Genomic DNA, 24,127 nt, shown 5'->3' with positions numbered 1-24,127 from the left:
GTAGTTCATATTCAATTCATATATTCTTTGTATAATCGAGTTTGTTATAGAGAATGACTTTTAAAAACGGACCCGGAGAAGGGATGTAAATAAATATGTCAGATGTAAAGCATGAGAAGGTGTGGCGCCAATTCATTCGGTTGGTTCAACAGACGGAACCGTCTAAATTGCTGCTCGGTATTGCTCTTTTTTTAAGTGTATGTACAACCATAGTGGGGTTAGTAGTCCCGCTGTTCACCAAAAATCTTATTAATGATTTTTCTATTAGTTCCTTAAGTACCGGCAGGATTCTTCTTCTTGTTTCAGCCATTTTAATCCAAGCGGTGGCCAGTGGGATATCCATCTATTTATTAAATCATGTCGGTCAATCGGTAGTTGCCGGGATTCGAGACCGCTTGTGGAAAAAGCTGCTTGTCCTTCCAATTCCGTTCTATGATGAAAATCAAACAGGTGAAACGGTCAGCCGAATGACAAATGACACGGCTGTGGTAAAAGGGTTGATTACCGACCACCTTGCCAATTTTCTCTCAGGAACTATTTCGATCATTGGTTCCATCGTTGTTTTGCTATTGTTGGATTGGAAAATGGCTTTATTAATGTTTATTGCCCTGCCACTTGCAGCCGTTATATTAATGACTTTGGGGAGAAAGATGCATCAGGTCTCAAAGGGGATGCAAACCGAAACAGCCAAGTTTACCTCTGGGCTTCAGCAGGTTTTATCAGAAATCCGCTTAGTCAAAGCGTCGAATGCAGAAGAGACTGAATATAAAAATGGGAAAAATCGTATCACGAAATTATTTCAATATGGGTTGAAAGAGGCAAGGATTCAAGCATTAATTTCTCCACTGATTGGATTAGTAATCATGGTATTATTAGTGGTCATTCTAGGTTACGGTGGGATGAGAGTATCCTCTGGTGCTTTAAAGGCGGGGGATTTAGTTGCCTTTATCATGTATCTGTTTCAAATTGTCATGCCGATGGGGCAATTAGCCGCTTTCTTTACCCAATTTCAAAAGGCAACCGGTGCAACCGAACGAATTATCACTATCATGGATATGACGGAAGAATTGGATGATTTCAGCAAGGAAGTTCATAATCTAAATCAATCGCTCATAGTGGAGCGCTTAAATTATTCCTATAAAAATGGGGAACCTGTCTTAAAAGATATAAGCTTCTCTGCAGAAGCAGGCAAGGTAACAGCCATTGTCGGTCCGAGTGGCAGTGGAAAAACGACGCTATTTTCGTTATTGGAACGCTATTATCAACCACAACAAGGAGTCATTCGCCTTGGACAGGAACCGATTAATCAATTCTCCCTTCTTTCATGGAGAAGCCAAATTGGTTATGTATCACAGGAAAGCCCGATTGTGGCGGGAACAATCCGCGATAATATATGTTATGGAATGGATGCACAAGTGGACGTGGAAGAGATAAAAAGGGTAGCCAAAATGGCCTTTGCCGATCAATTTATTGCAGAATTGCCGAAAGGCTATGATACAGAAGTGGGGGAAAGGGGAATAAAATTATCGGGTGGCCAACGGCAAAGAATTGCGATTGCGCGTGCCTTTCTACGGGACCCGAAAATATTAATGTTAGATGAAGCAACCTCAAGTCTTGATAGCAAATCTGAACAAGTGGTCCAAACAGCCTTACAGAATTTAATGAAGGGACGAACTACATTGGTTATTGCCCACCGTTTGTCGACCGTCATTGATTCCGACCAAATTATTTTTTTAGAAAAGGGAAAAATTACTGGCCGCGGCACACATGAACAGCTAGTACAGACCCACTCCTTATATCGTGAATTTGCCGAACAGCAATTGCGGATTAACGAACCTGTTTAATAGATGGAAGGGAATGAGGTAACATGACAAAGATACTAATAGTTGATGATGACTCCAATATTCGTGAGCTAGTTCAGCTTTTTTTAAAAAAGGAAGGATTCGAAACGTTTCAGGCAGCAGATGGCGTACAGGCGTTACAATTGATGGGAAAAGTAAAGGTAGACTTAGCCATTATTGATATAATGATGCCCAATATGGATGGCTGGGAATTATGTCATGTTCTGCGGGAGTTCAGTGATATTCCAATCTTAATGTTGACGGCTAAAGGAGAAACGTCACAAAAGCTGAAAGGGTTCGAGTTGGGGGCAGACGATTATCTTGTTAAACCCTTTGACCCGATGGAGCTAACCGCTCGAGTTAAAGCATTATTAAAACGCTATAGGATAACCGTTTCTCAAACCATCACGATCAACGAGTTTAAGTTAAATCGAAAGACACATGAAATTCTTTTTGAAAATAAGGAAATTACCATTCCGTTGAAAGAATTTGAACTTTTATTTAAATTAGCAAGTTACCCTGGAAAGACATTTTCAAGAGAAATGCTCATCGAGGACATTTGGGGCTACGATTATGAGGGAGACGAACGAACGGTTGATGTGCATATTAAACGCTTAAGAGAGCGGTTTCCAGAAGGGGAATTTCCGTTTCGGATTCAGACGATTTGGGGATTAGGTTACCGCTTTGAGGTTAAACCATGAAGAGCAAGCGGTTTTTCCAACATTTATTTGGGGTCGTTTTTTTCTTTTTATTTGTTTCTTTTGGTTTTTCTGTAGGCTTTTTTATTGTTTCCGGCATCTATCAATTATTTCACTTGCATACATCAGAATATCTTCGTCATATGGCAACGGTGATTAGCAGTTTAGTAGTCATGAGTTTGCTTGGTCATTTGATTTCTTTATTTACACGCTCAAGAAGACGCAATCACTTTCATGAAATACTTGATGCGTTAAGCAGGATTGCTAAGGGAGATTTTAATGTCTATCTGGACTTGAGGACTGGAAGGAAAAACCCATTTACAAGTCTGACCGATCATATCAATCATATGGCGAAACAGTTAAAACAAATTGAAGAGATGCGTCAAGAGTTTATATCCAATGTCTCTCATGAAATTCAATCACCACTGACGTCAATTATGGGTTTTGCACAAGCTCTCCAATCTGATCAATTAACAATCGAAGAAAGAAACCATTATCTTGGAATTATTGAAATGGAAAGTCGAAGGTTATCAAAGCTTAGTGATAATCTGATGAAATTAACATCGCTAGAATCCGATCATCAGCCTTTTGAGAAAAAAGACTATCGATTAGATAAACAAATTCGGACAATCACTTTGGCATGTGAGCCAAACTGGCTGGAAAAAGGGCTGGAATTGGATGTTTCATTAGAAAAGGCTACTATCCTTGCGGATGAAGATCTGATGAGCCAGGTTTGGACTAATCTCCTTCACAATAGTATTAAATTTACCCCGGATCATGGGACGATTCGAATTCATCTTGAAAAAAGGGATGACAAAACGGTTGTGAAAATTTCTGATACAGGGATTGGGATCGCGAAAAAAGACCAAATCCATATATTTGAACGCTTCTATAAAGCAGATAAAGCAAGAGACCGATCAAAAGGCGGGAGTGGTTTAGGGCTCTCAATCGTAAAAAAAATCATCGAAATGCACAACGGCACAATAATTGTAGATAGCGAAGAAGGGGAGGGAACTACCTTTACTATTACACTTTAAACACGTGATGGGTGTTGTTTGGTTTAGGGTGTCAGGTACCACCCGTGGACATTTGTCCACGGGTGGTACCTGACACCCATTTTTTTGCGTACAAAAAACTAATCAAACGTTTGATTAAATAAATCGTGGGCTTGGAATATTGATAATCTCCTTGTCATATTATTTACCATATCAAACGTTTGATTGTCTTAAAGGTTGGCTGTTACAGAAATTATTAATTATAATTCCGACTTTATCTATAGGTATATTTGGGTTGCGATTTTCAATCTAAAGGAGGAATATTATGAATTTCTTACTCATCCTCGTTAATGTGGTTGTGCTCATTTTACTAATGTTTGGATTATTTACCATGCAAAAGAAACATGTATCTTTCTCTAAGCGTGTTTTTAGTGCGTTGGGTTTAGGTATTATTTTTGGGTTTATTCTTCATCTCATTTATGGAACAACACATGAAGTTACCACAGGGTCGATTGATTGGTTTAATATTGTCGGAAATGGCTATGTGAAGCTATTGCAAATGGTAGTCATGCCGATGATTTTTGTATCAATTGTCGGAGCCTTTACAAAATTAAAGTTAACGAAAAATATTGGGAAAATCAGTTTCCTTGTGATTGGTATCCTGCTTGCAACAACGGCTGTTTCAGCAGCAATTGGTATCGGATCGGCGTTAGGTTTTGGCCTTGACGGGGTTCAATTAACGGAGGGTGAGGCGGAAGCAGCTAGGAATGCGCAGTTAGAAGAACGAGTTGCTGGTATTGAAAACATGACACTCCCACAACAAATCGTCGAGTTAATTCCAAGCAATCCATTCCAGGATTTAACCGGAGCACGCGCGACATCGACGATAGCGGTTGTTATTTTTGCCGTGTTTATTGGAATTGCCTACCTTGGGGTCAAACGTAAGGATCCAGAACATGGGGAGTTTTTCGCAAAAATCATTGATACGTTTTATTCCGTTGTCATGAGGGTAGTCACACTAATCCTGCGTCTAACACCGTACGGAATTCTTGCCATCATCACAAGGGTTGCGGCAACAAGTGACTACGCGGCAATTGCAAAAATAGGTCAGTTTGTAATAGCTTCTTATGTGGCACTCATTGTCGTCTTCATTGTCCATTTATTGCTTTTGTCATTTGCCAAACTCAGTCCTGCCAATTATGTAAAAAAAGCCCTGCCAACTTTGACCTTTGCTTTCACGTCAAGGACAAGTGCAGGAACATTGCCAATGACCATTAAAACGCAAACGAAGGACTTTGGTGTCTCAGAAGGAATTGCAAACTTTGCAGGGTCGTTTGGACTGACCATCGGGCAAAACGGTTGTGCGGGTGTATATCCAGCGATGTTAGCCGTAATGGTTGCCCCTACGGCAGGTGTCGATCCAACGAGCATCTCCTTTATCTTAACACTCATTCTTGTAGTGGCGATTAGTTCCTTCGGTGTAGCCGGGGTAGGCGGCGGTGCTACCTTCGCGGCGTTAATCGTGTTATCTGTTATGAATCTTCCCATTGCCATCGTTGGTTTACTCATCTCTGTAGAGCCCCTCATTGACATGGGACGGACCGCATTAAACGTAAGCGGGGCGATGACATCAGGGATATTAACCAGTAAAGCAACCGGAGAATTTGATAATGAAGTCTATCAACAACCAGAAATCGTTGAAGCATAAAAAAATGGTTCAAGGGCTTTTTCGCATAGCGAAAGAGTCCTTTTTTCTTTTATCAGGAAAAAAAAGGCTTAGGAAACATTATATCTTGAATTTAAAATACTTGAATTCAAGATAAAATTCAGGTACACTATAATCACAGTTGATTGGTATCGCATCAATGGTTTGGAAAGGAACATACTAAATTAAAGACAATTTATCATATATCTGATTGGCGAAAGGATGAGGAGAAAATGGATCAATTTCATCAAGCTCCAAACATTTATGTTGGAGAGGTTAATATTAAAGTAAAAAACCTCGATTATTCACTTACTTTTTATCAAGATATCATGGGCTTTCAGGTATTGGAAAAATCAGAGCATAAAGCAGTTTTAACGACTGATGGGAAAAATCCACTATTAACGATAGAGCAGCTGAAGGATGTTATGCCAAAAACGGAGCGTTCGACAGGATTATATCACTTTGCCATCTTACTGCCATCACGAGCAGATTTATCTGTTTTTTTACGGCACATGGTTCAATCTGGATATCCGCTCGGTGCTGCAGATCATTATGTAAGTGAGGCGTTATACCTTAATGACCCAGACGGCAATGGGATTGAAGTGTACCGGGACCGCCCTTCTTCAGATTGGAATTGGAAAAACGGTTTAGTCGAGATGGCAACCGAAGAGCTGGATGGCAATGGAATCCTCGCAGAGAGTGATGAGGAATGGAGCGGTTTACCAGCAGGGACGCTCATGGGTCACATTCATTTGCATGTCAACAATTTGCAAAAAGCTGAGGAGTTCTATACAAAAGGACTTGGTTTTGAGGTAGTGAGTTACTATCCACAAGCTGCATTCCTATCAACAGGAAAATATCATCATCATATTGCTATCAATACCTGGCAGGGAGAGGGAGCTGCAATTCCTCCAGAAAATAGCCTCGGATTAAAATGGTACTCCCTCGTTTTCCCGGATGAAACTGTTAGAGAACGAGCAGTCAATCAGCTGAAGCAATTAGGAGCACGAATCACCGAGGAAGCTGATTTCTTTGTAACGGAAGACCCTTCAGGAAATCAAATCCGCTTAGTCATATAAAAAGGTGTCAGGTACCACTCGTGGACATTTGTCCACAGTCGGTACCTGACACCTTTTTCATTATTTTTCGGATGTATTTTTTTCTTCGTTTGCTCTTTTAATTCCTTTGCTAACATACGGTTTGGCACTTTTGGCCTTTTTAACACCAGCCTGCCAACGGGTCCAGCCTTTTTTGCCAGTTCCTCTTCCGGTTCCACTCTTTGCTTTTGAACTGCTCATTTAACCACTCCAAAATAATTGTACGTTCAACTAATATCGCCGTCCGTTAATATAACACAGTTCAGGCTATTTAGCCCGAAGAATTTAGTTTGTTAATGATTGAAAAATCCTAAGGCGTATTTAATTCCTTCTTCAATATCGCTTGTTTCATATCCTGCTAAATCCTCATGGGTCACTTCTAGTTTGGTTCTTGCTAAGGAATAGCCGCTGTCTAGTTCAATATCAAGGAGTACTTCATACCCTAAAGCGGTTTGGGTTATATCGATAATGTCATATTCGCGAATCGCTGTTCCTGTTTCATATTCTAATGGTTCTAATTCAGACATGAAAAACAACACCTCCAAATGAATTCGGTCATAGCTATTATTATTTCCAAAGTTACAGATTAACCTGCGGTAATAAGATATTTTATTTTTAACAAATTCAACCTATTAAAGGGATTTCTAAAGGTTAAAAGGATTTACCAGGAAGATGGCGAATTAGAATGAGTGGTTCAATTTCCGACACGGAGGTAATGACATGAATTTGGATACATTATATATAATTGATCAAAAAGACGGATTCGGCTTGGAGCTCAGTAAACTGATGTCGATGATGAATTATACGAGGTACACGACGATTGAAGCGGTAAAGGGACTTACAGTGGAAGAGTTAGACTTCCTCTTTGATGAGGAAGCAAATTCAATCGGAATGCTGCTGGCTCACTTGGCTGCAGTCGAAAAGGCGTATCAAATTATAACGTTTGAGAACCGTGATTTAAATGAGCAAGAGTTAAGCATGTTACTTCCTGCCCTAGATTTAGGAGCTCTTGGCCGAAAAACGATAAAGGGAAATACGATTGATTATTATTTGGATCAAATGGATGAAGCACGGAATACAACCATCGAAAGGTTTAAAACGCTTCCTGATGAATGGTTATATGAACAAACACCGTTTTGGCACGATCGCGATGCGAATAATTTCTTTAAATGGTTCCATGTGTTTGAAGATGAACTGAGTCATAGAGGTCAGATTCGTCTGATTAAAAAAATGCTAAATAAATGTAATGGTTGAAAAGGCCCTAGAAAATAACTGATTAAAAGGATGTGATTTCTGATGTGTTTAATCCTCTTTGCTTATCAAGTCCATCCAATCTACAAGCTTATTATGGCAGCAAACCGAGATGAGTTCCTCGGGCGGCCTACAGCCCCAGCTCATTATTGGGAAGACAAACCAGACATCCTCGCAGGCAGGGATTTAGAAAAAATGGGTACCTGGATGGGGGTAACAACGACTGGACGTTTTGCAGCGTTGACTAATTATCGGGACCCACAGGAGGTAACCGAAGGGAAACGTTCTCGAGGTGAGCTGGTGGCTGATGCTTTGAAATACAAAGACAATATCAAGGATTATATGATAAGTCTTGCAGGGAAAAAGGACCTTTATCCTGGCTTTAATCTCCTCGCTGGGGATGGAACGGACCTGTATTATTATTCAAATAAAGGACAAGGGCTTCTCAAGGTTGAGCCTGGTATATACGGTGTCAGTAACCATTTATTAAATACCTCATGGCCAAAAGTGCAAAAAGGAAAGGAAGGCATGTCCAATATCATAAACGGGGAACAAGACGAATTAGTAGAAAGTCTTCTTGGCATCCTTCAAGATACGGAACAGGCTCCTGACGAACGACTTCCAAACACAGGCGTCTCATTAGAATGGGAAAGAAGGCTTTCACCGATGTTTATAAAAAGTGACAACTACGGAACGAGGAGTTCAACCGTCATGTTGATGTCAAATCTAGAAATTCAATATGTGGAGCGGGTCTACTCGGGAGAAAGCATAAGTGATCAGCAATTTACGATTAAATGATGAAGGGTCAAAGAGAGGTTTTTTCCTCCTCTTTGATGCTTCATTTTTTCTTTATCTGGACGTATCTACCAATCAAAAACACATGAGTTGTCTATGGAAATTGTCATAACTCTGGTTTATGATAAGGGTATTTATGAAAACGATTTCGAAAAACTAAAGGAGAAGCTGGCTGTTTTGAAAATAGAAAACAACTAGACTTGAAGAGGATAAATGATGATTGAAATGATTAGAAATAGTACTAAAAAATTAAAGAATCAATTTTATGGTAGCTTTCGTACCAAGTTGATGCTGTTTTTCATCTTGGTAGCATTAATTCCTCTCCTGTTATTTGGTTATCTCTCCTATCAAAAGTCATCCACGATCGTGAATAGACAATTTAATGAATATGAAAATTTTGCTGTTTCTCAGCTTGAAAAACAATTAGAAAATACGATTAATCAGATGTTTGTCGTTTCAAACGATATCCACCAATATTTATCCGACCCTACCTTAATTGTTATTAAAGAGGAGATTCCGAGGACCTATGAGGGATTCATAGAGAAAAAGAATTTTGAAAGATTTCTTGAGGCTCATAAAACATTTAATACGAAAGGAATCTACTTAATCACGGAATCCGGTTATTACTACGGGGGAAACCATCTCAATTCTCAAAAATTATTTAAAATGCCTTTTTGGAAGGATGCAAGCAAAATTAAACAAGGTGAACGCTGGATAGGTTTTTATCAAGCAGATCACTACGATAGCAGCAAAGCTCCAGAACCAATGATTGGTCTAGTTCTGCCGATCCAGAGTCAATATGGAATTTTAAAGGGAAGTAAGTTGTTAATTGAGACCAATGCCGAAGAACTATACTCCTATATAAAATATCTTGAAAGAGATGTTCACGCTGTTGTAACCATTAAAAATGAAAAAGGGAAAGCTATTTATCGAACAAAAGCACAGAGGAAGTCGCTTTCTAGTGATGTGGTCAGAGTAAAAAATATTGATGCCTACGGCTGGAAAGTTGAAATTCGTGTCCCTGAAAAATTATTCTATCAATCCTCAGAGGTTATCTTTAACTATACTTTACTAGGTATTTTCTTTTTAATTATCCTCGCGATTCTTTTAGCAATCGGTTTTTCAGCACCGCTTGCAAAGCGGATCAGAAAATTGAGAGAGTCCATGGAACTTGTGAGTGTGGGTGAACTGCAGACACAGATTCCTGTAAAAGAACACGATGAAATTGGAAAATTAACGACCAGTTTTAATCAGATGGTCCAGCAAATTAAGGAATTAATTGATGAAATCAGCGAAACGGAACGATTAAAAAGGAAAGCGGAGTTAAGGGCGTTTCATTACCAAATTAATCCTCACCTGTTGTTTAATACATTAAACTCCATTCAGTGGAAGGCAAGACTTAGTAATGCGAAGGAAGTACAGCAAATGATTTACCATCTAACCGAAGTTCTTCATGAAAATCTCAATTTTTCTGATGAATTAATCCCGTTAAAAAAAGAGTTAGCCACCATCGGACATTATCTGAAAGTGCAGGAAATCCGTTATGGACATATGTTTGACTACCAAGAAAAGGTGAATCCGGCATGCCTGGATTATTTAATCCCAAGGTTGTCACTACAGCCATTGTTTGAAAATATTTTTTTCCATGCCTTTGAAGACGGGCGGGGGAAAATTGAATTAATTATTGAGGATTATTCAGACTTTCTAGAGCTTTTCTTGAGTGATAATGGAAAAGGAATGAGTGAACAAACAGCACAAAACTTATTAAAAGAACACTTGCCGAATGACAAAGCACGAGGAATTGGCGTGTTTAATGTTGATCAGCGGTTAAAGCTTCATTTTGGGAATGAATTTGGACTAATTGTAGAATCAACACCAGGGAATGGAACCACGATTAAAATTCGCTGGCCGAAAAGGAGGATGACCAATGATCAAAGTCATAGTGGTTGATGATGAATATATCGTCCGAAAGGGATTAATGGCAACAGTAAATTGGCAGAAATACAATATGGAGGTAGTAGCGGATGCATCAAACGGCCAAAAAGGCTGGGACGTGTTTCTTGAACATTCTCCTGAAGTCGTTATCACCGATATTGTCATGCCAGAGCAGAATGGCATTGAGCTGGCCCGTAAGATTAAACAAAAAGCTCCGGACACAAAAATCCTCCTCCTCAGTTGCCATCGGGATTTTGAATATGCCAAGGAAGGCATTAAACTGGGCGCTTCTGGTTATATTTTAAAAACAGCCTTTCAAGATGATGAATTTGAAGAATATCTGAAACAATTCTCAGATGAAATAAAAGGATTAGAGGATAAACAACAAAGCTCAACTGATTCAGAGGGCTCCACATATGGGATTGATAAGAAATGGCCAGAACCGATTCAAAAAGCCGTTCAACTAATCAGGAAAGACCTTTCCGTCTCCTTCTCCTCAGTGGATGTCGCCTATAAAGTCGGCCTTAGCAGAAGTCATTTTAGCACCCTTTTTAGTAAGTCAGTAGGAGAAAGCTTCCATACCTATACGGAAAAGTTAAAGCTACATGCTGCTTGTGAATTGCTTGAAACCACTTCTCTCACTTTACAGGAAATAGGGGAGAAAGTGGGTGTGCAGGACGGTAAGTATTTTAGTAAATGGTTTAAAAAATGTACAGGGCACACCCCTTCTGACTATCGTCAAACAAAAAGGAGAATCACGTCGGACAATCTTACCCCTAATCCTTACATTTAGCAGAAAATTAAAACATTATTACTAATAAGTTAAGATAAATTTCAGTGTGTGACCGCTTTCATTAGAAGTACAATGAAAGCGGTTAATTTTTTATCTATAGAGGGGGAAATTCAGAGTGAGAAAAATCAGCATTCTAGCCATGATTCTATTATTAGTTAGTGCCTTCTCCTTAGCGGCTTGTTCGAAAAGCAGTTCTGGCGAAAAAACTTCTGGTGGATCGGGAGAAGAGAAGGATGGAAAAGGAAATGTAACACTTCGCTTTGCAACCTGGGACTCCGGTGAGGCCCTAAAGATTCAGCAGGATATTGCAAAAAAGTTTGAAGAAAAGAACCCTGGAGTCAAGGTTCAAGTGGAAGCATACGGTGATGGTTTTGACCAGAAGCTAGCCGCATCCTTTGGTGCAAAAAATCCACCAGATATGATGTATATGTGGAATTTCCCTGCCTACTACGAGTCACTCGAGCCGATGGACAAGTACCTTGAAGGCGATACAGAAATAGATATGGACGACTTTTACCAAGGCCTATTTAATTATTCCAGCATGAATGGAAAGCTTTACGGAATGCCAGCTGGATTTACAACAAGGGTTGTCTATTATAACAAGGATTTATTTGATGCAGCCAATGTTCCGTATCCAAAGGATGGCTGGACATGGGATGACTTCCACCAAATTGCCAAGAAACTATCAGACCCAAGCAAAAAACAATACGGTGTCGGAATCGTGCCGGAGCCAGATACGTATGACCTTCAAGGGTTGGTATGGAGCAATGGCGGCTCTTTCATCAGTAACGATGGAAAAGCAGTGAAGGGTTATATGAATAGCCAAGAAACAATTGATTCCATCCAACTATTAGGTGACCTGCTAAAGGATAAAAGTGCTGTGCTTGTTGGCGGGAAAAACCAACAAAGCGGTGATGATATTTTTAAAGCAGGAAAAATCGCAATGTGGGAAAGCGGTATTTGGCCTTTAGCAGGATTTAAAGAAGCTAAAGTTAATTTCGGAACGGTTGAAGTTCCGTCCTTTGGCGATAAGCCGGCAAAAGGTGTGATTGCTTCATCAGCTGTTTCAATCGCGAAGGATTCTAAACATAAAGATCTTGCTTACAAATTTGTGAAGTATTATTCCTCAGCAGAAGCGATTAAAATGCGTACCGCTGATTTACCCGTTCGAATTAGTGTAGTTAAAGAAATGAATATGGAGCAGGATCCAACGCTGAGCCCATTCTATAAAATGCTTGAACGATCTGACAATACACCAGCCTTTCTGTTAAACAGCAATTGGAATGAAATCAACCGTAACCTGTCTGCCGCCATAAATGCGGTTATGCTTGGGCAGGATGCTGAGAAACTATTAAATAAAGCCGTTCATGACTCTGAAAAGTACATGAAGAAGTAATCAGACTAAATAAATGGGGTGTTCATAATGAAATTGATACCGGCCTCTTCAACACCCTATGTGGAAATAAATAAGAAAAAGAAAATAAAGTGGGACAAGGTTGTCCCACTTCTTTTTATCTCCCCATGGGTAATCGGGTTTCTAGCTTTTACACTCGGACCATTAATATATTCTCTTTTTATCAGCTTTTATGATTGGCCGGTTGTCGGTGAAGCGACATTTATCGGTCTAGATAACTATAAGACGATGTTTATGGATGATCCGCTCTTTTGGCAATCATTATGGGTGACGGTGAAATTCGCTGCGCTATTTGTTCCATTAAACATTATTGTAGCCTTATTGTTAGCTCTTCTTTTGAATCAAAACGTAAAAGGTCACTCTTTTTTTCGAACCTTTTTCTACCTCCCATCGGTCATTTCCGGCGTAGCCCTTGCGATGATTTGGGCGTGGGTTTTCAATGGGGAATACGGTATTCTTAATTACTTTCTTTCCTTGGTTGATATCACAGGTCCTAACTGGCTGAATGAGACGGGCTGGGCATTAGTTGCGATGGTCATTGCCAGTCTTTGGGGCCAAGGGACAATGATGTTAATCTTCCTGGCGGGTTTAAAAAGTATTTCTAGTGAAATTTATGAAGCTGCATCAATAGATGGGGCGAGTAAGCTCACTCAGTTTTTCAAAATTACCTTGCCGCTTTTGACGCCAACGATTCTTTTTAATGTCATCAACACGATTATTGCTGCCTTCCAACAATTGACGTTAGCCCTGTTATTAACCGGAGGCGGGCCGCTCAATTCAACTTATTTTTATGCGATGTATGTTTATGAAAATGCCTTTAAATATTTTAAAATGGGATACTCCTCCGCAAATGCGTGGTTTATGTTTTTGATTGTTTTAGGTTTAACAATGCTTGTGTTTAAATCCTCGTCGGCCTGGGTGTACTACGAAGGAGAAGTTAAAAAGGTTAAATAGGATGGCAGCCAATCTATCGATACGAGGGGTTTTACTATGAAAACGAAAAGCAGGGTTCAAAAAACCTTTATATACGCTTTATTAATTTTTTTCTCACTGTTATTTTTGGCACCATTATTTTGGATGGTCACCACATCATTAAAATCACCTGAAGAGCTTTATCTATTCCCGCCAAAGTGGATTCCTTCCAGCCTTCACTTTGAGAATTTTAAGGAAGCATGGATTTCTCAGCCCTTCACGCAATTTTTAACGAATTCCCTAACCGTGACCATCTTGGCAACCCTTGGTCAGATTGTTTCGTCATCACTGGTAGCTTATGGGTTTGCGAGATTTACTTTTAAGGGTAGGGATTTCTTATTTATGGTCCTTCTAGCCACGATGATGATTCCGTGGGAAGTGACGATGATTCCTTTATACATGGAATTTAATTTTCTTGGCTGGATCAATACGTTGAAACCGCTGATTGTTCCTGCTTGGTTCGGTGCTCCATTTTATATCTTCTTGATGCGTCAGTTCATTATGGGTATTCCAAAAGAGCTGGATGAAGCAGCGAAAATTGATGGTGCAAGCTCGTTTCAAATTTTTTATAAAATTTATCTTCCGCTCATGAAGCCAGTGTTAATCCTCGTTGGAGTCTTCAGCATGCTGAACTGCTGGAATGATTACCTAGGGCCGCTCGTGTTTTTGAATGATCAGAGCAAATACACATTGACACTTGGACTTGCGCAATTCAAAGGGATGTTTGGTGTGGATATGGAGGGAATCATGGCAATCACCTTCTTAATCAGCATCCCGCCGCTTATTCTTTTCTTTGCCGCCCAGCGCTACATTGTCGAGGATGTTTCGAAGTCTGGGGTAAAGGGATAAGTCGATTTGGACTAGTCAGAGGGATAAGTCCCCCTGATTAGTTAGTTTCTTGAAATGGGAGAAATCTCTAGGAATTTTTAAAAAAATGAAAGGTTGAAACACTCTATGATACAGTCTTTAACATTTCTTACATTGCCTTCTGGGGTGAAACGATTTTTGGCCACTGAATCACTGTATGGGCTGAGCATTGGAATGTTTACCTTAATCTTGAATCTTCATTTAATTGAAATGGGGATCACAGAAAAGCAAATCGGACTCATCACATCGATGGGGATTTTAGTCATGGGAATCTTCGCTATACCTGTGAGCATCTTAGCTAAGAAAATGGGTCGGAAGAAGTTATTAGTGACGGGTATTGCAAGTATTGCCATTGGTTGCAGCATTTTTGCTTTTGCAGAAGGCTTTGCCTTCTTTTTTTTGGCTCAATTTGTGGTTTCCATTGGTTTTACACTAGTTGAAACAACAGAAATCCAACTGTTATTCCATTATAGCCGCTCGAAAAGGGAAGAAACCCAAGCGTATAGCTTTTTATTTGCCGTGTTTACTGCCTTTACGGGGGCGGGAACACTTATGGGCGGCCTTTTACCGCATTGGATTGAGATGACAGAGAAAGGCTACCAAAATACATTGATTGCAACTTCGATCATGTTTCTAGTATTAGCAGTTGCAAGAGGAGGACTATTACCGACTGAGGAGCGAAAAAAAGTTGTACTTCGAGAAGGTGAAAATAAGCGGAAGCTGGGACCAAAAACTTTCCTGCAAACGAACCGGAAGCATTCGAATGATCTCAAGCGAAAATTAGTGTTCTTTGCAGCCTTTGCCCTGATTACTGGTGCTACCGTATCCTGCCTCCAGCCGTATTTGAATTTATTTATTAAGTTTCGCTTCGATTTCACCAATGAGGGTGTGTCGTTGCTGCTGGCTTTAAATGGTTTGGCACTGTTTATTGGTTCTGTTTTTTCATCGGCATTGATCGAAAATTTTGGGGTGAAAAAAACTTTCTTTTATATTTACATGGTGAATATCATTCTTTGTCTTCTATTATTTTTAAATATCCAGCCTTATTTATTTTCAACACTTTTATTAGTAAGGGGCGGAGTTTTTACCATGTTAACCAATCTCGTTGACAGCTTATCAATGTCATCATTTAAGGATGAGGAACGAGATTTATATGCTGGGATGCGAGCTGTTTTCCGAAGTATTGGTTCTGCAGCGGCCGCCTTTTTAGTCGGTACCATCCTTGCTGGAAAAAACTATACTCTGCCGTTTATTTTGGCGGGACTGCTTCTTCTCCTCGGATATACGTATTTTATTTATGTCATTAGACCGAAATTCTTCGAAGCGCAGGAATTTCCGGTTAACACCCAGGATGGGATAACAAATGAATGTTGAAAGTGAGTGAGCGTATGTTTGATATAAAAAAAATCCCCTTCAGCCGTTATGGTTCGTTTATAACCATTTCGCCCAATCACCACGAGGACGGTAATTGTCCGCTTTACCTCCGCAATATCCGAAATGGTGACAATGAGTTTGGCGAGGTGTTCCGGATTGAGCTTACCTTTGAGGGAACCCCGCTGCCATATAAGGCGGAGTTAACTCCAAGTCTGCTTCGGCTTGAAGGCACAAAAGGATCTGCAGAATTTTGTATAACCGAATCCCGTGTTTTACAAATTAGAAGTCATGGAGTGGGCGTAAGACTGACTGGGATTACCGGTGCATACGATTATGCTGTTCCGGTGGAGGATGGTCGATGGGAAGTGAACCACTCTCTTCAGGAAATGAGGTATATGCTTAGTTCACTAAAAGGAGGTCTCGAAGTTGACGCACCTTTCATTGAACAGCGTTGTGACAAAATTATCGTTGACTTTATTCCAGACTCGGTCCATGGGGAGATGGAATGTGTGATTGAGGAGTTTACGACGAATTATCAGCCCCGCACCTATTTATCTTTTACAGAAGGCCACGCAAACGTTACAAAGGAATATCAATTATGGCGGAAGAAAACACTTGAGACACCTGAAGAATATCAAAGAGGAAAAGAAATGGCCTCTTATATCACGTGGTCCTGTGTTGTTCCACCTGAAGGAATACTTATTAGACCTGCAATGTATATGTCGAAGAACTGGATGACAAATATTTGGAGCTGGGATCACTGCTTTAATGCCCTTGCCTTAGCAAAAAATAACCCCGACCTCGCATGGGACCAGTTGATGATCTTTTTTGATTTACAGGATGAATCAGGAATGCTGCCAGACTTCGTCAATAACAGGTTTGCACTTTGGAATTTTACTAAACCGCCAATTCATGGCTGGACACTAAGGCGTATGTGGGAACAAAATGATTTTGTTACCGAAGAGAGACTCCGTGAAATTTATCTGCCGCTTGTAAAATGGACCAAGTGGTGGCTGACATACCAAGACAGTGATCACGACGGAATTCCACAATACAATCACGGAAATGACAGCGGCTGGGATAATAGCACCATTTTTCATAAAGGAACTCCGGTTGAAAGCCCAGACCTATCCTCTTTCCTAGTATTGCAAATGGAGGTTCTCTCAGAAATAGCCTGTAAGCTTGGAAAAAATGATGAAGCTAGAAAATGGATGGATGAGTCGCAAAGCTTGCTTAATCGAATGATTGAACATTTTTGGAATGGACAACGATTTGTGGCAAAGCGGTCGGGCACACATGAAATCATCGAATCTGACAGTCTCGTTTTGTATGTACCTCTGATTCTGGGAAAAAGGCTCCCACCGGAAATTTTATCGAGGTTAGTAGAAGATATAAAGTTAAAGGGATTTATAACAGATTATGGATTCGCGACCGAGCTGCCTGTCAGTCCTTATTACAAGGAAGATGGTTATTGGCGCGGGCCAATTTGGGCACCAACCACCATGCTGCTCGTTGATGGTTTGCTGGCATCAGGCGAAAGGGAGACTGCGATCGAAGTGGCAGAGAAATTCTGCAGGATGGCATCCAATTCAGGCATGGCAGAAAACTATAACGCTCTAACAGGGGAAGGGCTTCGTGACCCGGCATTTACCTGGACTTCAAGTGTATTCCTAGTCCTTGGACAATTACTTGCAATCCAGCAGCATTGTTAAGAGGCCTTGAAAGAGAAGAAGAATGATAGATAGGGAGGTCGAATGATGAAAAAGTTGAAAAGATGGGAAGACATCCATACGGATGGAATAAACCGATTGGGCGCACGTGCGCACTTTACCAGTTTTCCAACGCTTGCGGCGGCAGCGACCGATAATTCTGCCAATAGCCATTACTATCAAAACCTAAATGGAACATGGAAATTCACTTTCCTTGAAGCACCGGAATATGGGCCGGATGGCTTTTTTGAGCACGATTTAGATACGAAGGATTGGGACGATATTGTCGTTCCTGGCAACTGGCAATTGCAGGGTTATGGGAAGATGCACTATTCAGATCTGTGGTATAACTTTCCGATTATACCGCCGCGGGTTCCAACTGAAAATCCGACGGGCATCTATCGTCGGGAATTTCTGTTCGATCGAAAGTTAGACAACGAGCAATTAATCCTTCGTTTTAATGGTGTTGATTCTGCTTTCGAATTGTATGTAAATGGACAATTTGCCGGATACAGTAAAGGTGCTCGGATTCAATCAGAATTCGATATTACAAAACTATGTAAACAAGGTACAAACACCTTGACTGTCCGCGTGTTCCAATGGTCCGACGGGACCTATTTAGAAGATCAGGATATGTGGTGGCTCAGTGGGATTTTCCGCGATGTTGAGCTATATGTCCGCCCAGTTTCGGGTTTATATGACTTTACCGTTGTTACAGAATTTGATCGAGAGTGGAAGGATGCGACTCTTACCGTATCGGTTGTACTGACGGAACAACGTAACCAAAGGATTACTTATCAATTAATGGATGCGGATGGCAATCAAGTTTTTATTGAGGAAAAAAAGGCAGAAGAACCTTTAAGTAAGTATATAGTCTCCCCGTTAAAATGGAGTGCCGAGCAGCCACATTTATATCACCTCTATATGACGGTTAAGGAAGATGGGAAAATCATTGAGGTGATTCACCAGCATATAGGCTTCCGCTCAATCGTCATGGCGGGGGATACCTTCCTCGTAAATGGTGTAGCCATTAAGTTCAAGGGTGTGAATCGACATGACTACAACCCAAGAACAGGGAGGGTTGTCACGAGAGAGGAAATTGAACGCGATATTGTGACCATGAAGCAGAATAATATCAATGCCATAAGGACGGCTCACTATCCGAATGCGTCATATCTATATGATCTTTGTGATCAATACGGGATGTATGTAATTGATGAGACCGATTTAGAATGTCATGGGTTTGAATTGACAGGAAAGTACGATTGGATTAGTAATGACCCAGAATGGGAGACCGCCTATGTTTCAAGGCTGGAGCGAATGATTGAACGTGATAAAAATCATCCGTGTATTATCATGTGGTCACTTGGAAATGAATCAGCTTTTGGAGATAATTTCCGAGCCATGGCTAAGCGTGCAAAAGAAATGGATCCGACGCGTCTTGTTCATTATGAAGGAGATTCTGAAGCGGAAGTGACAGATGTTTACAGCACAATGTATACATGGCTGGACCATAAGGAAAGAAAGACGATGTATCAAGTCATTGCCCATTCAAAAAAACCACATATCCTCTGTGAATACGCGCATGCGATGGGAAATGGCCCTGGGAATCTAAAGGAATATCAAGATTTATTTTATCAACATGATAAACTTCAAGGCGGATTTGTCTGGGAGTGGTTCGATCATGGGATTGAAACGCTGGCAGAAGATGGTACGGTTTACTATCGATATGGCGGTGATTTTGGTGATGATCCGACGAACGGAAACTTCTGTATCGATGGATTAATTATGCCAGATGGGACTCCGTCTCCAAGTCTATCTGAATATAAAAAGGTGATTGAACCAGTACAAACTGAATGTGTGGATATCGAGAAGGGTCTCTTCCGACTTATTAATCGATATGATTTCCTATCATTGGATCATTTGAATTTAACCTGTTCTTTATTTGAAGATGATCGATTGATTGAAACCTTTGAGGTTGATCTTCCGAAGCTGACTGGACGGGAAACAGCAGAGATTCAGATCCCCGTTGGACAGGAGATTGAAAAAATTAGTGGTGCCAATTATTATTTTGTCTTTTCTTATAAATTAAATCAGGATACAGCTTGGGCGGAGAAAGGACATGAATTAGCCAATGCTTCCTTTGTAGTTTCAGGACGGCCAAAATTACCGAAAGTGCATGGTGAAGGTGAGCTCCTCGTTAAAAAGGAGGGAGCATTATTAAATGTTAGTGGCACTGATTTTTCCGTGACCTTTGATTGTGTCAAAGGAACACTAAAACAAGTAACCCGGAATGGGAAGAAACAAATAGAAAAAGGTCCGCAGTTTACCTTCTGGCGCGCACCGATTGACAATGATATGTACTTGCTTACTGATTATAAAATGAAGTATTTCATGCATCTTGGACATGAAATCGTTGAGGATATTCATTATCAGCTGAAAGATGGCATATTTGACTGGCAGACAAAGGCACTGTATGGCACAACAAACAGTTCTTGGCACTATCAAATCGAATATCAATACAGGATCTATTCGGACGGTGATATTCTGTGCAGGATCAATGGAATTGCTTCCGGTATGAAAGAGAACGCTCCATTGATGGTGCCGCGCCTCGGATTGGAGCTGCAGCTTAGTAATGATTTTGTTCATACGCAGTGGCGCGGGAGAGGCCCAGGAGAAAATTATTCTGATTCAAAACAAGCGAACCATTTAGGTGTGTACACCAAAACGGTGGATGAGCTGTTTACTAATTATGTAAAGCCGCAAGAAAATGGTAACCGATCGGATTGTGACTGGATCAGTTTAACTGATTTGGATGAGAACGGACTCATTTTTATAACGGATGAAACCTTTAACTTTAGTGCATCACACTATGAAGTAGGAGACTTAGAAAAGGCTAAGCATACCATCAATCTGAAGCCGAGGGACTACGTAGTCCTGCATATCGACTACAAACAAAACGGCCTCGGCAGCAACTCATGCGGCCAAGACCAACTAGAAAAATACCGTTGTAAATTCGAAGACTTTACCCTAGAATTCCGAATCACCACCTTCAACCCCAAACAAACCAAAGCCGTCCAGCTTGGAAGGGAACAGTGTTAGGGTGACAGGTACCGCCCGTGGACAATATAAAGCATTGTCCATATGGGGTGGACGGTAGCGTTACTAAGGGTTCATCTCAATAAAAAGGCGAGGAGCATGGCTCTTCGCTTTTTTAATATAAGATAAGGAGTTTTTTACAAGGGCTTGTGCTTTTCTTTGTTATGAATGTGAGTGTATCTGGAGTTTATCCATTTTTCGGTATAAGGTGCGAATTCTTATTCCTAAATCCTTGGCTGCTTTTTGTTTGCCTGTATAGGTATGACCATAATGGTTTAACTTTTTGATAATGACGTCTCTTTCAGCTCCCTCCAGTGAGGTCACTTGGACGGATTTTAATTCCTGAATACAACGTTGATTCGTTAACAAATAGTGAGGCAGGGAATGAATCGATAATTTTGGTCCAGTTTCTATATTCATACTGTATTCAATCATGTTTTCCAGTTCTCGTAAATTTCCTGGCCAGTGGTAGGAAGATAACAAGGACAAATACTCATCCGTGTAGGAGTTAATTAACTTACCTGTTCGCTCCTGTAATTTTTCGATAAAGTTCAGGATCAATAACTCTAAATCCTCCATTCTTTCCCTTAATGGCGGCACAGTTATTGGGATGACGTTCAATCGATAAAAAAGATCTGAACGAAATGATTTTTCATTTATTAATTCATCAAAGGCCTGATTTGTTGCAGCAATTAAGCGGACTTTAACTTTTTTTGCTGTTGTTCCTCCGACACGCCTGATAAATCCATCCTGTAATACCTTCAAAAGTTTGGGTTGTAAATGGAGTGGCAAATCGGCAATTTCATCTAAAAACAAGATTCCATTATCCGCTAATTCGAAGTAGCCGGTTTTTCCTTGTCTTCTTGCATTGGTAAAAGCCCCTTCTTCATATCCGAATAATTCACTTTCAAATAAATTCTCTGGAATGGCAGCACAGTTTAATTCGACAAATCATTTGGGCAAAGGTTTCGGTGATTATCGTTATGACCTGGAGATGGACAGGCTATAATATGGTCATCTTTTTAGCCGGCTTACAGAATATCCCCGGAGAGCTCTATGAAGCTGCTAGTATAGACGGGGCTAGTAAGGTCAGGCAGTTTTTTATGATTACCATCCCGTTATTAAGGCCTGTTTTCATTTTTACAGTAGTTATGTCGACAATCGGAACACTGCAGCTATTAGATGAACCATTTATTTTGACACATGGAGGTCCAAATAGTGCAACAATGACGATTACACTCTATTTATATGAGCAAGGCTTTAAATTTTTTGATTTTGGATATGCATCAGCTATTGCTTATGTACTGGTGCTGATTACTGCGCTAGTTTCTTGGATCCAGATGAAATTGGTAGGTGATATCGAAGAATGATAACCACAAAAAAGCTTTCATCAAAAATATGGATCTATTGTTTATTGATCTTGGGAGTTACCTTTCGATCGGCCCCTTTTATTGGATGATTATTGGCTCTACCCATCCCTCAGGAGAGATTTTTCATCTGCCGCCTAAGCTTCTTCCTGGCGGCTATTTAGCCAAGAACTTTCAGTCACTAAGGGAGTCATTAGGCATCGCTAAAATATTTTGGAACTCCATCTTTATTGCCATTGTGTATACTCTGGTCAGCACTTTTATTTGTGCAATGGCTGGGTACGCTTTTGCAAAATTTCGCTTTAAGGGTAGGAACTTCTTCTTTTTTATTATTTTATTTTCCTTAATGATTCCATTATTTGAATTGATGGTTTCCTTCAATTGGTTAAATACTTATCAGGCGATTATTTTACCAAGTCTGGCATCCCCTTTTGCTATTTATTTAATGAGACAAAATATGCAGGCGGTACCTGATTCGATTATTGAGGCTTTTGTCCACGAGCGGTACCTGACACCGTTTTTGACACCGTTTTGTTTCTGAAATAATTTATATCTAGTGATGAAATAAGAAAATGATAATGAATTCAAGGGTAGTCCTCTTGAAAGCGCTACCAATAATACTGATAAATCACAAGTTTCAGAAATATTTTAATAAATAGAATAATATACTAGACGAAATAGATTAATTGTACTAAAATAATATTTATTAATTAGTTTAGGCATTTAACATAATTGTTTTTTGTTAGATAATCTAACAATCTACGTTGTGTTATGTCAGAAAAATCAGACAAATGAAAAGGGGTCCAGAGATATGAATAAGAAGAATTGGGCAAAAATGTTTATGGCTTCCACCTTATTAGCAGGTGTCCTAGCTGGTTGTTCAGGAGCAAAAGAAAATTCAGCCAGTGAAAGTAAAACTATTAAAGTTGGTGTAAACCTAGAGTTATCCGGTGGAGTTGCTTCCTACGGGGAGTCGCTTGAAAACGGAATCGATATAGCAGTTGATGAGATTAATAAAAAGGGTGGAGTAAAAGGCAAAAAGCTTGAAATTATTAAAGTAGATAACAAATCTGAAGCTTCAGAAGCAACAAATGGTGCGATTAAGCTAACAAGTCAAGACAAAGTAACAGCAATTATTGGGGCGGCGACTAGTGGGGATACGGTGGCACAGGCTCAAATTGCTAATGATACAAAAACTATTCTATTAACTCCTTCAGGAACAAGTCCAAATGTAACAGTGGCGGATAATGGAAAACTTAACGAATACGTTTTCCGTACTTCCTTTATTGATCCATTCCAAGGAATTGTTGCTGCGAACTTCGCAGCGAATAAATTAAACTTAAAAAATGCTGCAATTTTTGCAGATAGTGCCAGTGATTATGCGAAGGGGTTAGCAGCCTCATTTAAAGAAACGTATGAAAAAGACGGCGGCAAAGTTGTTTCCGAAGAAGCTTATGTTGGGAAGGATACGGATTTCCGTGCAACTCTAACTCGAATTAAGTCAAAAAATCCAGAATTCATCTTTATTCCTGGATACTATGAAGAAGTTGGTTTAATTGTTAAACAAGCCCGTGAATTGGGAATCACTGTTCCGTTAATGGGTGCAGATGGATGGGATTCACCGAAGTTAGTCGAATTAGCAGGAGCGGATGCGTTAAATAATACATTTATCACAAACCATTACACATCTGAAGATCCAGATAAAAACATCCAGAAGTTTGTAACGACATATAAAGAAAAGTACAATAACGAATCTCCTAATGCGTTTAACGCACTTGGCTATGATACTGTTTATCTATTAGCTGATGCAATCGAACGTGCGGGTGGTACAGATACAGCTAAGATTAAAGAGGCACTAGAGAATACAAAGGACCTGTCTCGTATTACAGGTGTGATCACTATTGATAAAAACCACAATCCAATTAAATCAGCAACTGTATTAGAATATAAAGATGGTAAACAAGTATTTAACACAAAAGTTAATCCTTAAAAAATGCAAAAAGTGAAATGGAAGGACCTCCTTCTATTTCACTTTTTTTTGTGCTGGTGAAAGGATGGATATTTTCACCATATCAATAACGCTCTTGAAGTCTTGACAATAAAAATAGAATTTATTATTCTTAGACAGTAGTAACTTAATAATTAACTTCGTATAACTCCAATGATATGGTTTGGAGGTCTCTACCAGGAACCTATAAATTCCTGATTACGAAGA

The 24,127-nt window shown here is 40.0% G+C and carries 21 protein-coding genes and 1 riboswitch (1 of these 22 running past the window's edge); of the genes, 18 read left to right on the top strand and 3 right to left on the bottom strand.

Annotated features, from left to right (window positions below; translation table 11 throughout):
* The first annotated feature begins 95 nt into the window (after positions 1-95).
* The 5 genes from V7121_RS22765 to V7121_RS22745 all read left to right on the top strand — a co-directional run bounded on the left by V7121_RS22765 (position 96) and on the right by V7121_RS22745 (position 6,318).
* Complete coding sequence (locus tag V7121_RS22765; protein ID WP_420490540.1) at positions 96-1,844, top strand: ABC transporter ATP-binding protein; 1,749 nt, start codon at positions 96-98, stop codon at positions 1,842-1,844.
* A gap of 23 nt (positions 1,845-1,867) precedes the next feature.
* The gene (locus V7121_RS22760) at positions 1,868-2,542 is read left to right on the top strand and encodes a response regulator transcription factor (RefSeq protein ID WP_335494763.1); all 675 of its coding nucleotides are present in this window, start codon (positions 1,868-1,870) and stop codon (positions 2,540-2,542) included.
* On the top strand, positions 2,539-3,576 hold the full coding sequence (locus V7121_RS22755) for a sensor histidine kinase (RefSeq protein ID WP_335494764.1): 1,038 nt from the start codon (positions 2,539-2,541) through the stop codon (positions 3,574-3,576). Before V7121_RS22760 ends, V7121_RS22755 begins: the two co-directional genes overlap by 4 nt.
* A gap of 283 nt (positions 3,577-3,859) precedes the next feature.
* Positions 3,860-5,242, top strand: coding sequence for an L-cystine transporter (locus V7121_RS22750; protein WP_335494766.1), 1,383 nt, complete (start codon positions 3,860-3,862; stop codon positions 5,240-5,242).
* Positions 5,243-5,472: 230 nt separating this feature from the next.
* Entirely contained in the window at positions 5,473-6,318 is an 846-nt protein-coding gene (locus tag V7121_RS22745) for a VOC family protein (RefSeq protein ID WP_335494768.1), read from the top strand.
* A 60-nt stretch (positions 6,319-6,378) separates the two neighbouring features.
* Here V7121_RS22745 and V7121_RS22740 read toward each other — a convergent pair whose 3' ends face one another.
* Both V7121_RS22740 and V7121_RS22735 read right to left on the bottom strand, forming a co-directional pair.
* Complete coding sequence (locus tag V7121_RS22740; protein WP_335494770.1) at positions 6,379-6,537, bottom strand: DUF3934 family protein; 159 nt, start codon at positions 6,535-6,537, stop codon at positions 6,379-6,381.
* 92 nt (positions 6,538-6,629) lie between these two features.
* Positions 6,630-6,863, bottom strand: a complete 234-nt coding sequence (locus V7121_RS22735; protein ID WP_335494773.1) for a hypothetical protein — start codon at positions 6,861-6,863, stop codon at positions 6,630-6,632.
* Positions 6,864-7,056: 193 nt separating this feature from the next.
* On the opposite strand from V7121_RS22735, the gene V7121_RS22730 reads away from it, so the two are divergent.
* The 10 genes from V7121_RS22730 to ebgA all read left to right on the top strand — a co-directional run bounded on the left by V7121_RS22730 (position 7,057) and on the right by ebgA (position 20,548).
* Positions 7,057-7,590 carry a DinB family protein gene (locus V7121_RS22730; protein WP_335494776.1) on the top strand — a complete coding sequence of 178 codons (534 nt, stop codon included), beginning with the start codon at positions 7,057-7,059 and terminating at the stop codon, positions 7,588-7,590.
* A 42-nt stretch (positions 7,591-7,632) separates the two neighbouring features.
* Positions 7,633-8,385, top strand: a complete 753-nt coding sequence (locus V7121_RS22725; protein WP_335494779.1) for an NRDE family protein — start codon at positions 7,633-7,635, stop codon at positions 8,383-8,385.
* 210 nt (positions 8,386-8,595) lie between these two features.
* Positions 8,596-10,332 (top strand): sensor histidine kinase, encoded by a 1,737-nt coding sequence (locus V7121_RS22720; protein ID WP_335547975.1) that lies wholly within the window; start codon positions 8,596-8,598, stop codon positions 10,330-10,332.
* Positions 10,310-11,110, top strand: a complete 801-nt coding sequence (locus V7121_RS22715) for a response regulator transcription factor (protein WP_335494786.1) — start codon at positions 10,310-10,312, stop codon at positions 11,108-11,110. The genes V7121_RS22720 and V7121_RS22715 overlap by 23 nt, the downstream gene beginning before the upstream one ends.
* A gap of 139 nt (positions 11,111-11,249) precedes the next feature.
* Positions 11,250-12,506, top strand: a complete 1,257-nt coding sequence (locus V7121_RS22710) for an ABC transporter substrate-binding protein (RefSeq protein WP_335494822.1) — start codon at positions 11,250-11,252, stop codon at positions 12,504-12,506.
* A 27-nt stretch (positions 12,507-12,533) separates the two neighbouring features.
* Positions 12,534-13,478, top strand: coding sequence for a carbohydrate ABC transporter permease (locus V7121_RS22705; protein WP_335494787.1), 945 nt, complete (start codon positions 12,534-12,536; stop codon positions 13,476-13,478).
* A 36-nt stretch (positions 13,479-13,514) separates the two neighbouring features.
* Complete coding sequence (locus V7121_RS22700; RefSeq protein WP_335494788.1) at positions 13,515-14,345, top strand: carbohydrate ABC transporter permease; 831 nt, start codon at positions 13,515-13,517, stop codon at positions 14,343-14,345.
* A gap of 156 nt (positions 14,346-14,501) precedes the next feature.
* The gene (locus V7121_RS22695; RefSeq protein ID WP_335494789.1) at positions 14,502-15,737 is read left to right on the top strand and encodes an MFS transporter; all 1,236 of its coding nucleotides are present in this window, start codon (positions 14,502-14,504) and stop codon (positions 15,735-15,737) included.
* A complete protein-coding gene (locus V7121_RS22690) occupies positions 15,731-17,449 on the top strand; it encodes an amylo-alpha-1,6-glucosidase (protein WP_335494791.1) in 1,719 nt (572 codons plus the stop codon). The genes V7121_RS22695 and V7121_RS22690 overlap by 7 nt, the downstream gene beginning before the upstream one ends.
* A gap of 42 nt (positions 17,450-17,491) precedes the next feature.
* Positions 17,492-20,548, top strand: a complete 3,057-nt coding sequence (ebgA, locus tag V7121_RS22685; RefSeq protein WP_335547973.1) for a beta-galactosidase subunit alpha — start codon at positions 17,492-17,494, stop codon at positions 20,546-20,548.
* A 159-nt stretch (positions 20,549-20,707) separates the two neighbouring features.
* On the opposite strand, the gene V7121_RS25005 is transcribed toward ebgA, so the two are convergent.
* Positions 20,708-21,472 carry a sigma 54-interacting transcriptional regulator gene (locus tag V7121_RS25005; RefSeq protein ID WP_420490744.1) on the bottom strand — a complete coding sequence of 255 codons (765 nt, stop codon included), beginning with the start codon at positions 21,470-21,472 and terminating at the stop codon, positions 20,708-20,710.
* A 56-nt stretch (positions 21,473-21,528) separates the two neighbouring features.
* Between V7121_RS25005 and V7121_RS22670 the strand changes: the two genes are divergently transcribed.
* The 3 genes from V7121_RS22670 (at position 21,529) to V7121_RS22660 (ending at position 23,902) form a co-directional block, all read left to right on the top strand.
* Positions 21,529-21,915, top strand: a complete 387-nt coding sequence (locus tag V7121_RS22670) for a carbohydrate ABC transporter permease (RefSeq protein WP_420490743.1) — start codon at positions 21,529-21,531, stop codon at positions 21,913-21,915.
* A complete protein-coding gene (locus tag V7121_RS22665; RefSeq protein WP_335547971.1) occupies positions 21,899-22,453 on the top strand; it encodes a carbohydrate ABC transporter permease in 555 nt (184 codons plus the stop codon). Before V7121_RS22670 ends, V7121_RS22665 begins: the two co-directional genes overlap by 17 nt.
* 270 nt (positions 22,454-22,723) lie before the next feature.
* Positions 22,724-23,902 (top strand): ABC transporter substrate-binding protein, encoded by a 1,179-nt coding sequence (locus V7121_RS22660; RefSeq protein ID WP_335494798.1) that lies wholly within the window; start codon positions 22,724-22,726, stop codon positions 23,900-23,902.
* 138 nt (positions 23,903-24,040) lie between these two features.
* Positions 24,041-24,127: riboswitch (purine riboswitch) on the top strand; it runs 14 nt beyond the window's last position.

Origin of the sequence: Neobacillus drentensis (assembly GCF_036962125.1) — a bacterium.
GTDB lineage: Bacteria > Bacillota > Bacilli > Bacillales > Cytobacillaceae > Neobacillus > Neobacillus drentensis_B.
This window is presented reverse-complemented; position numbering and strand designations above follow the sequence as displayed.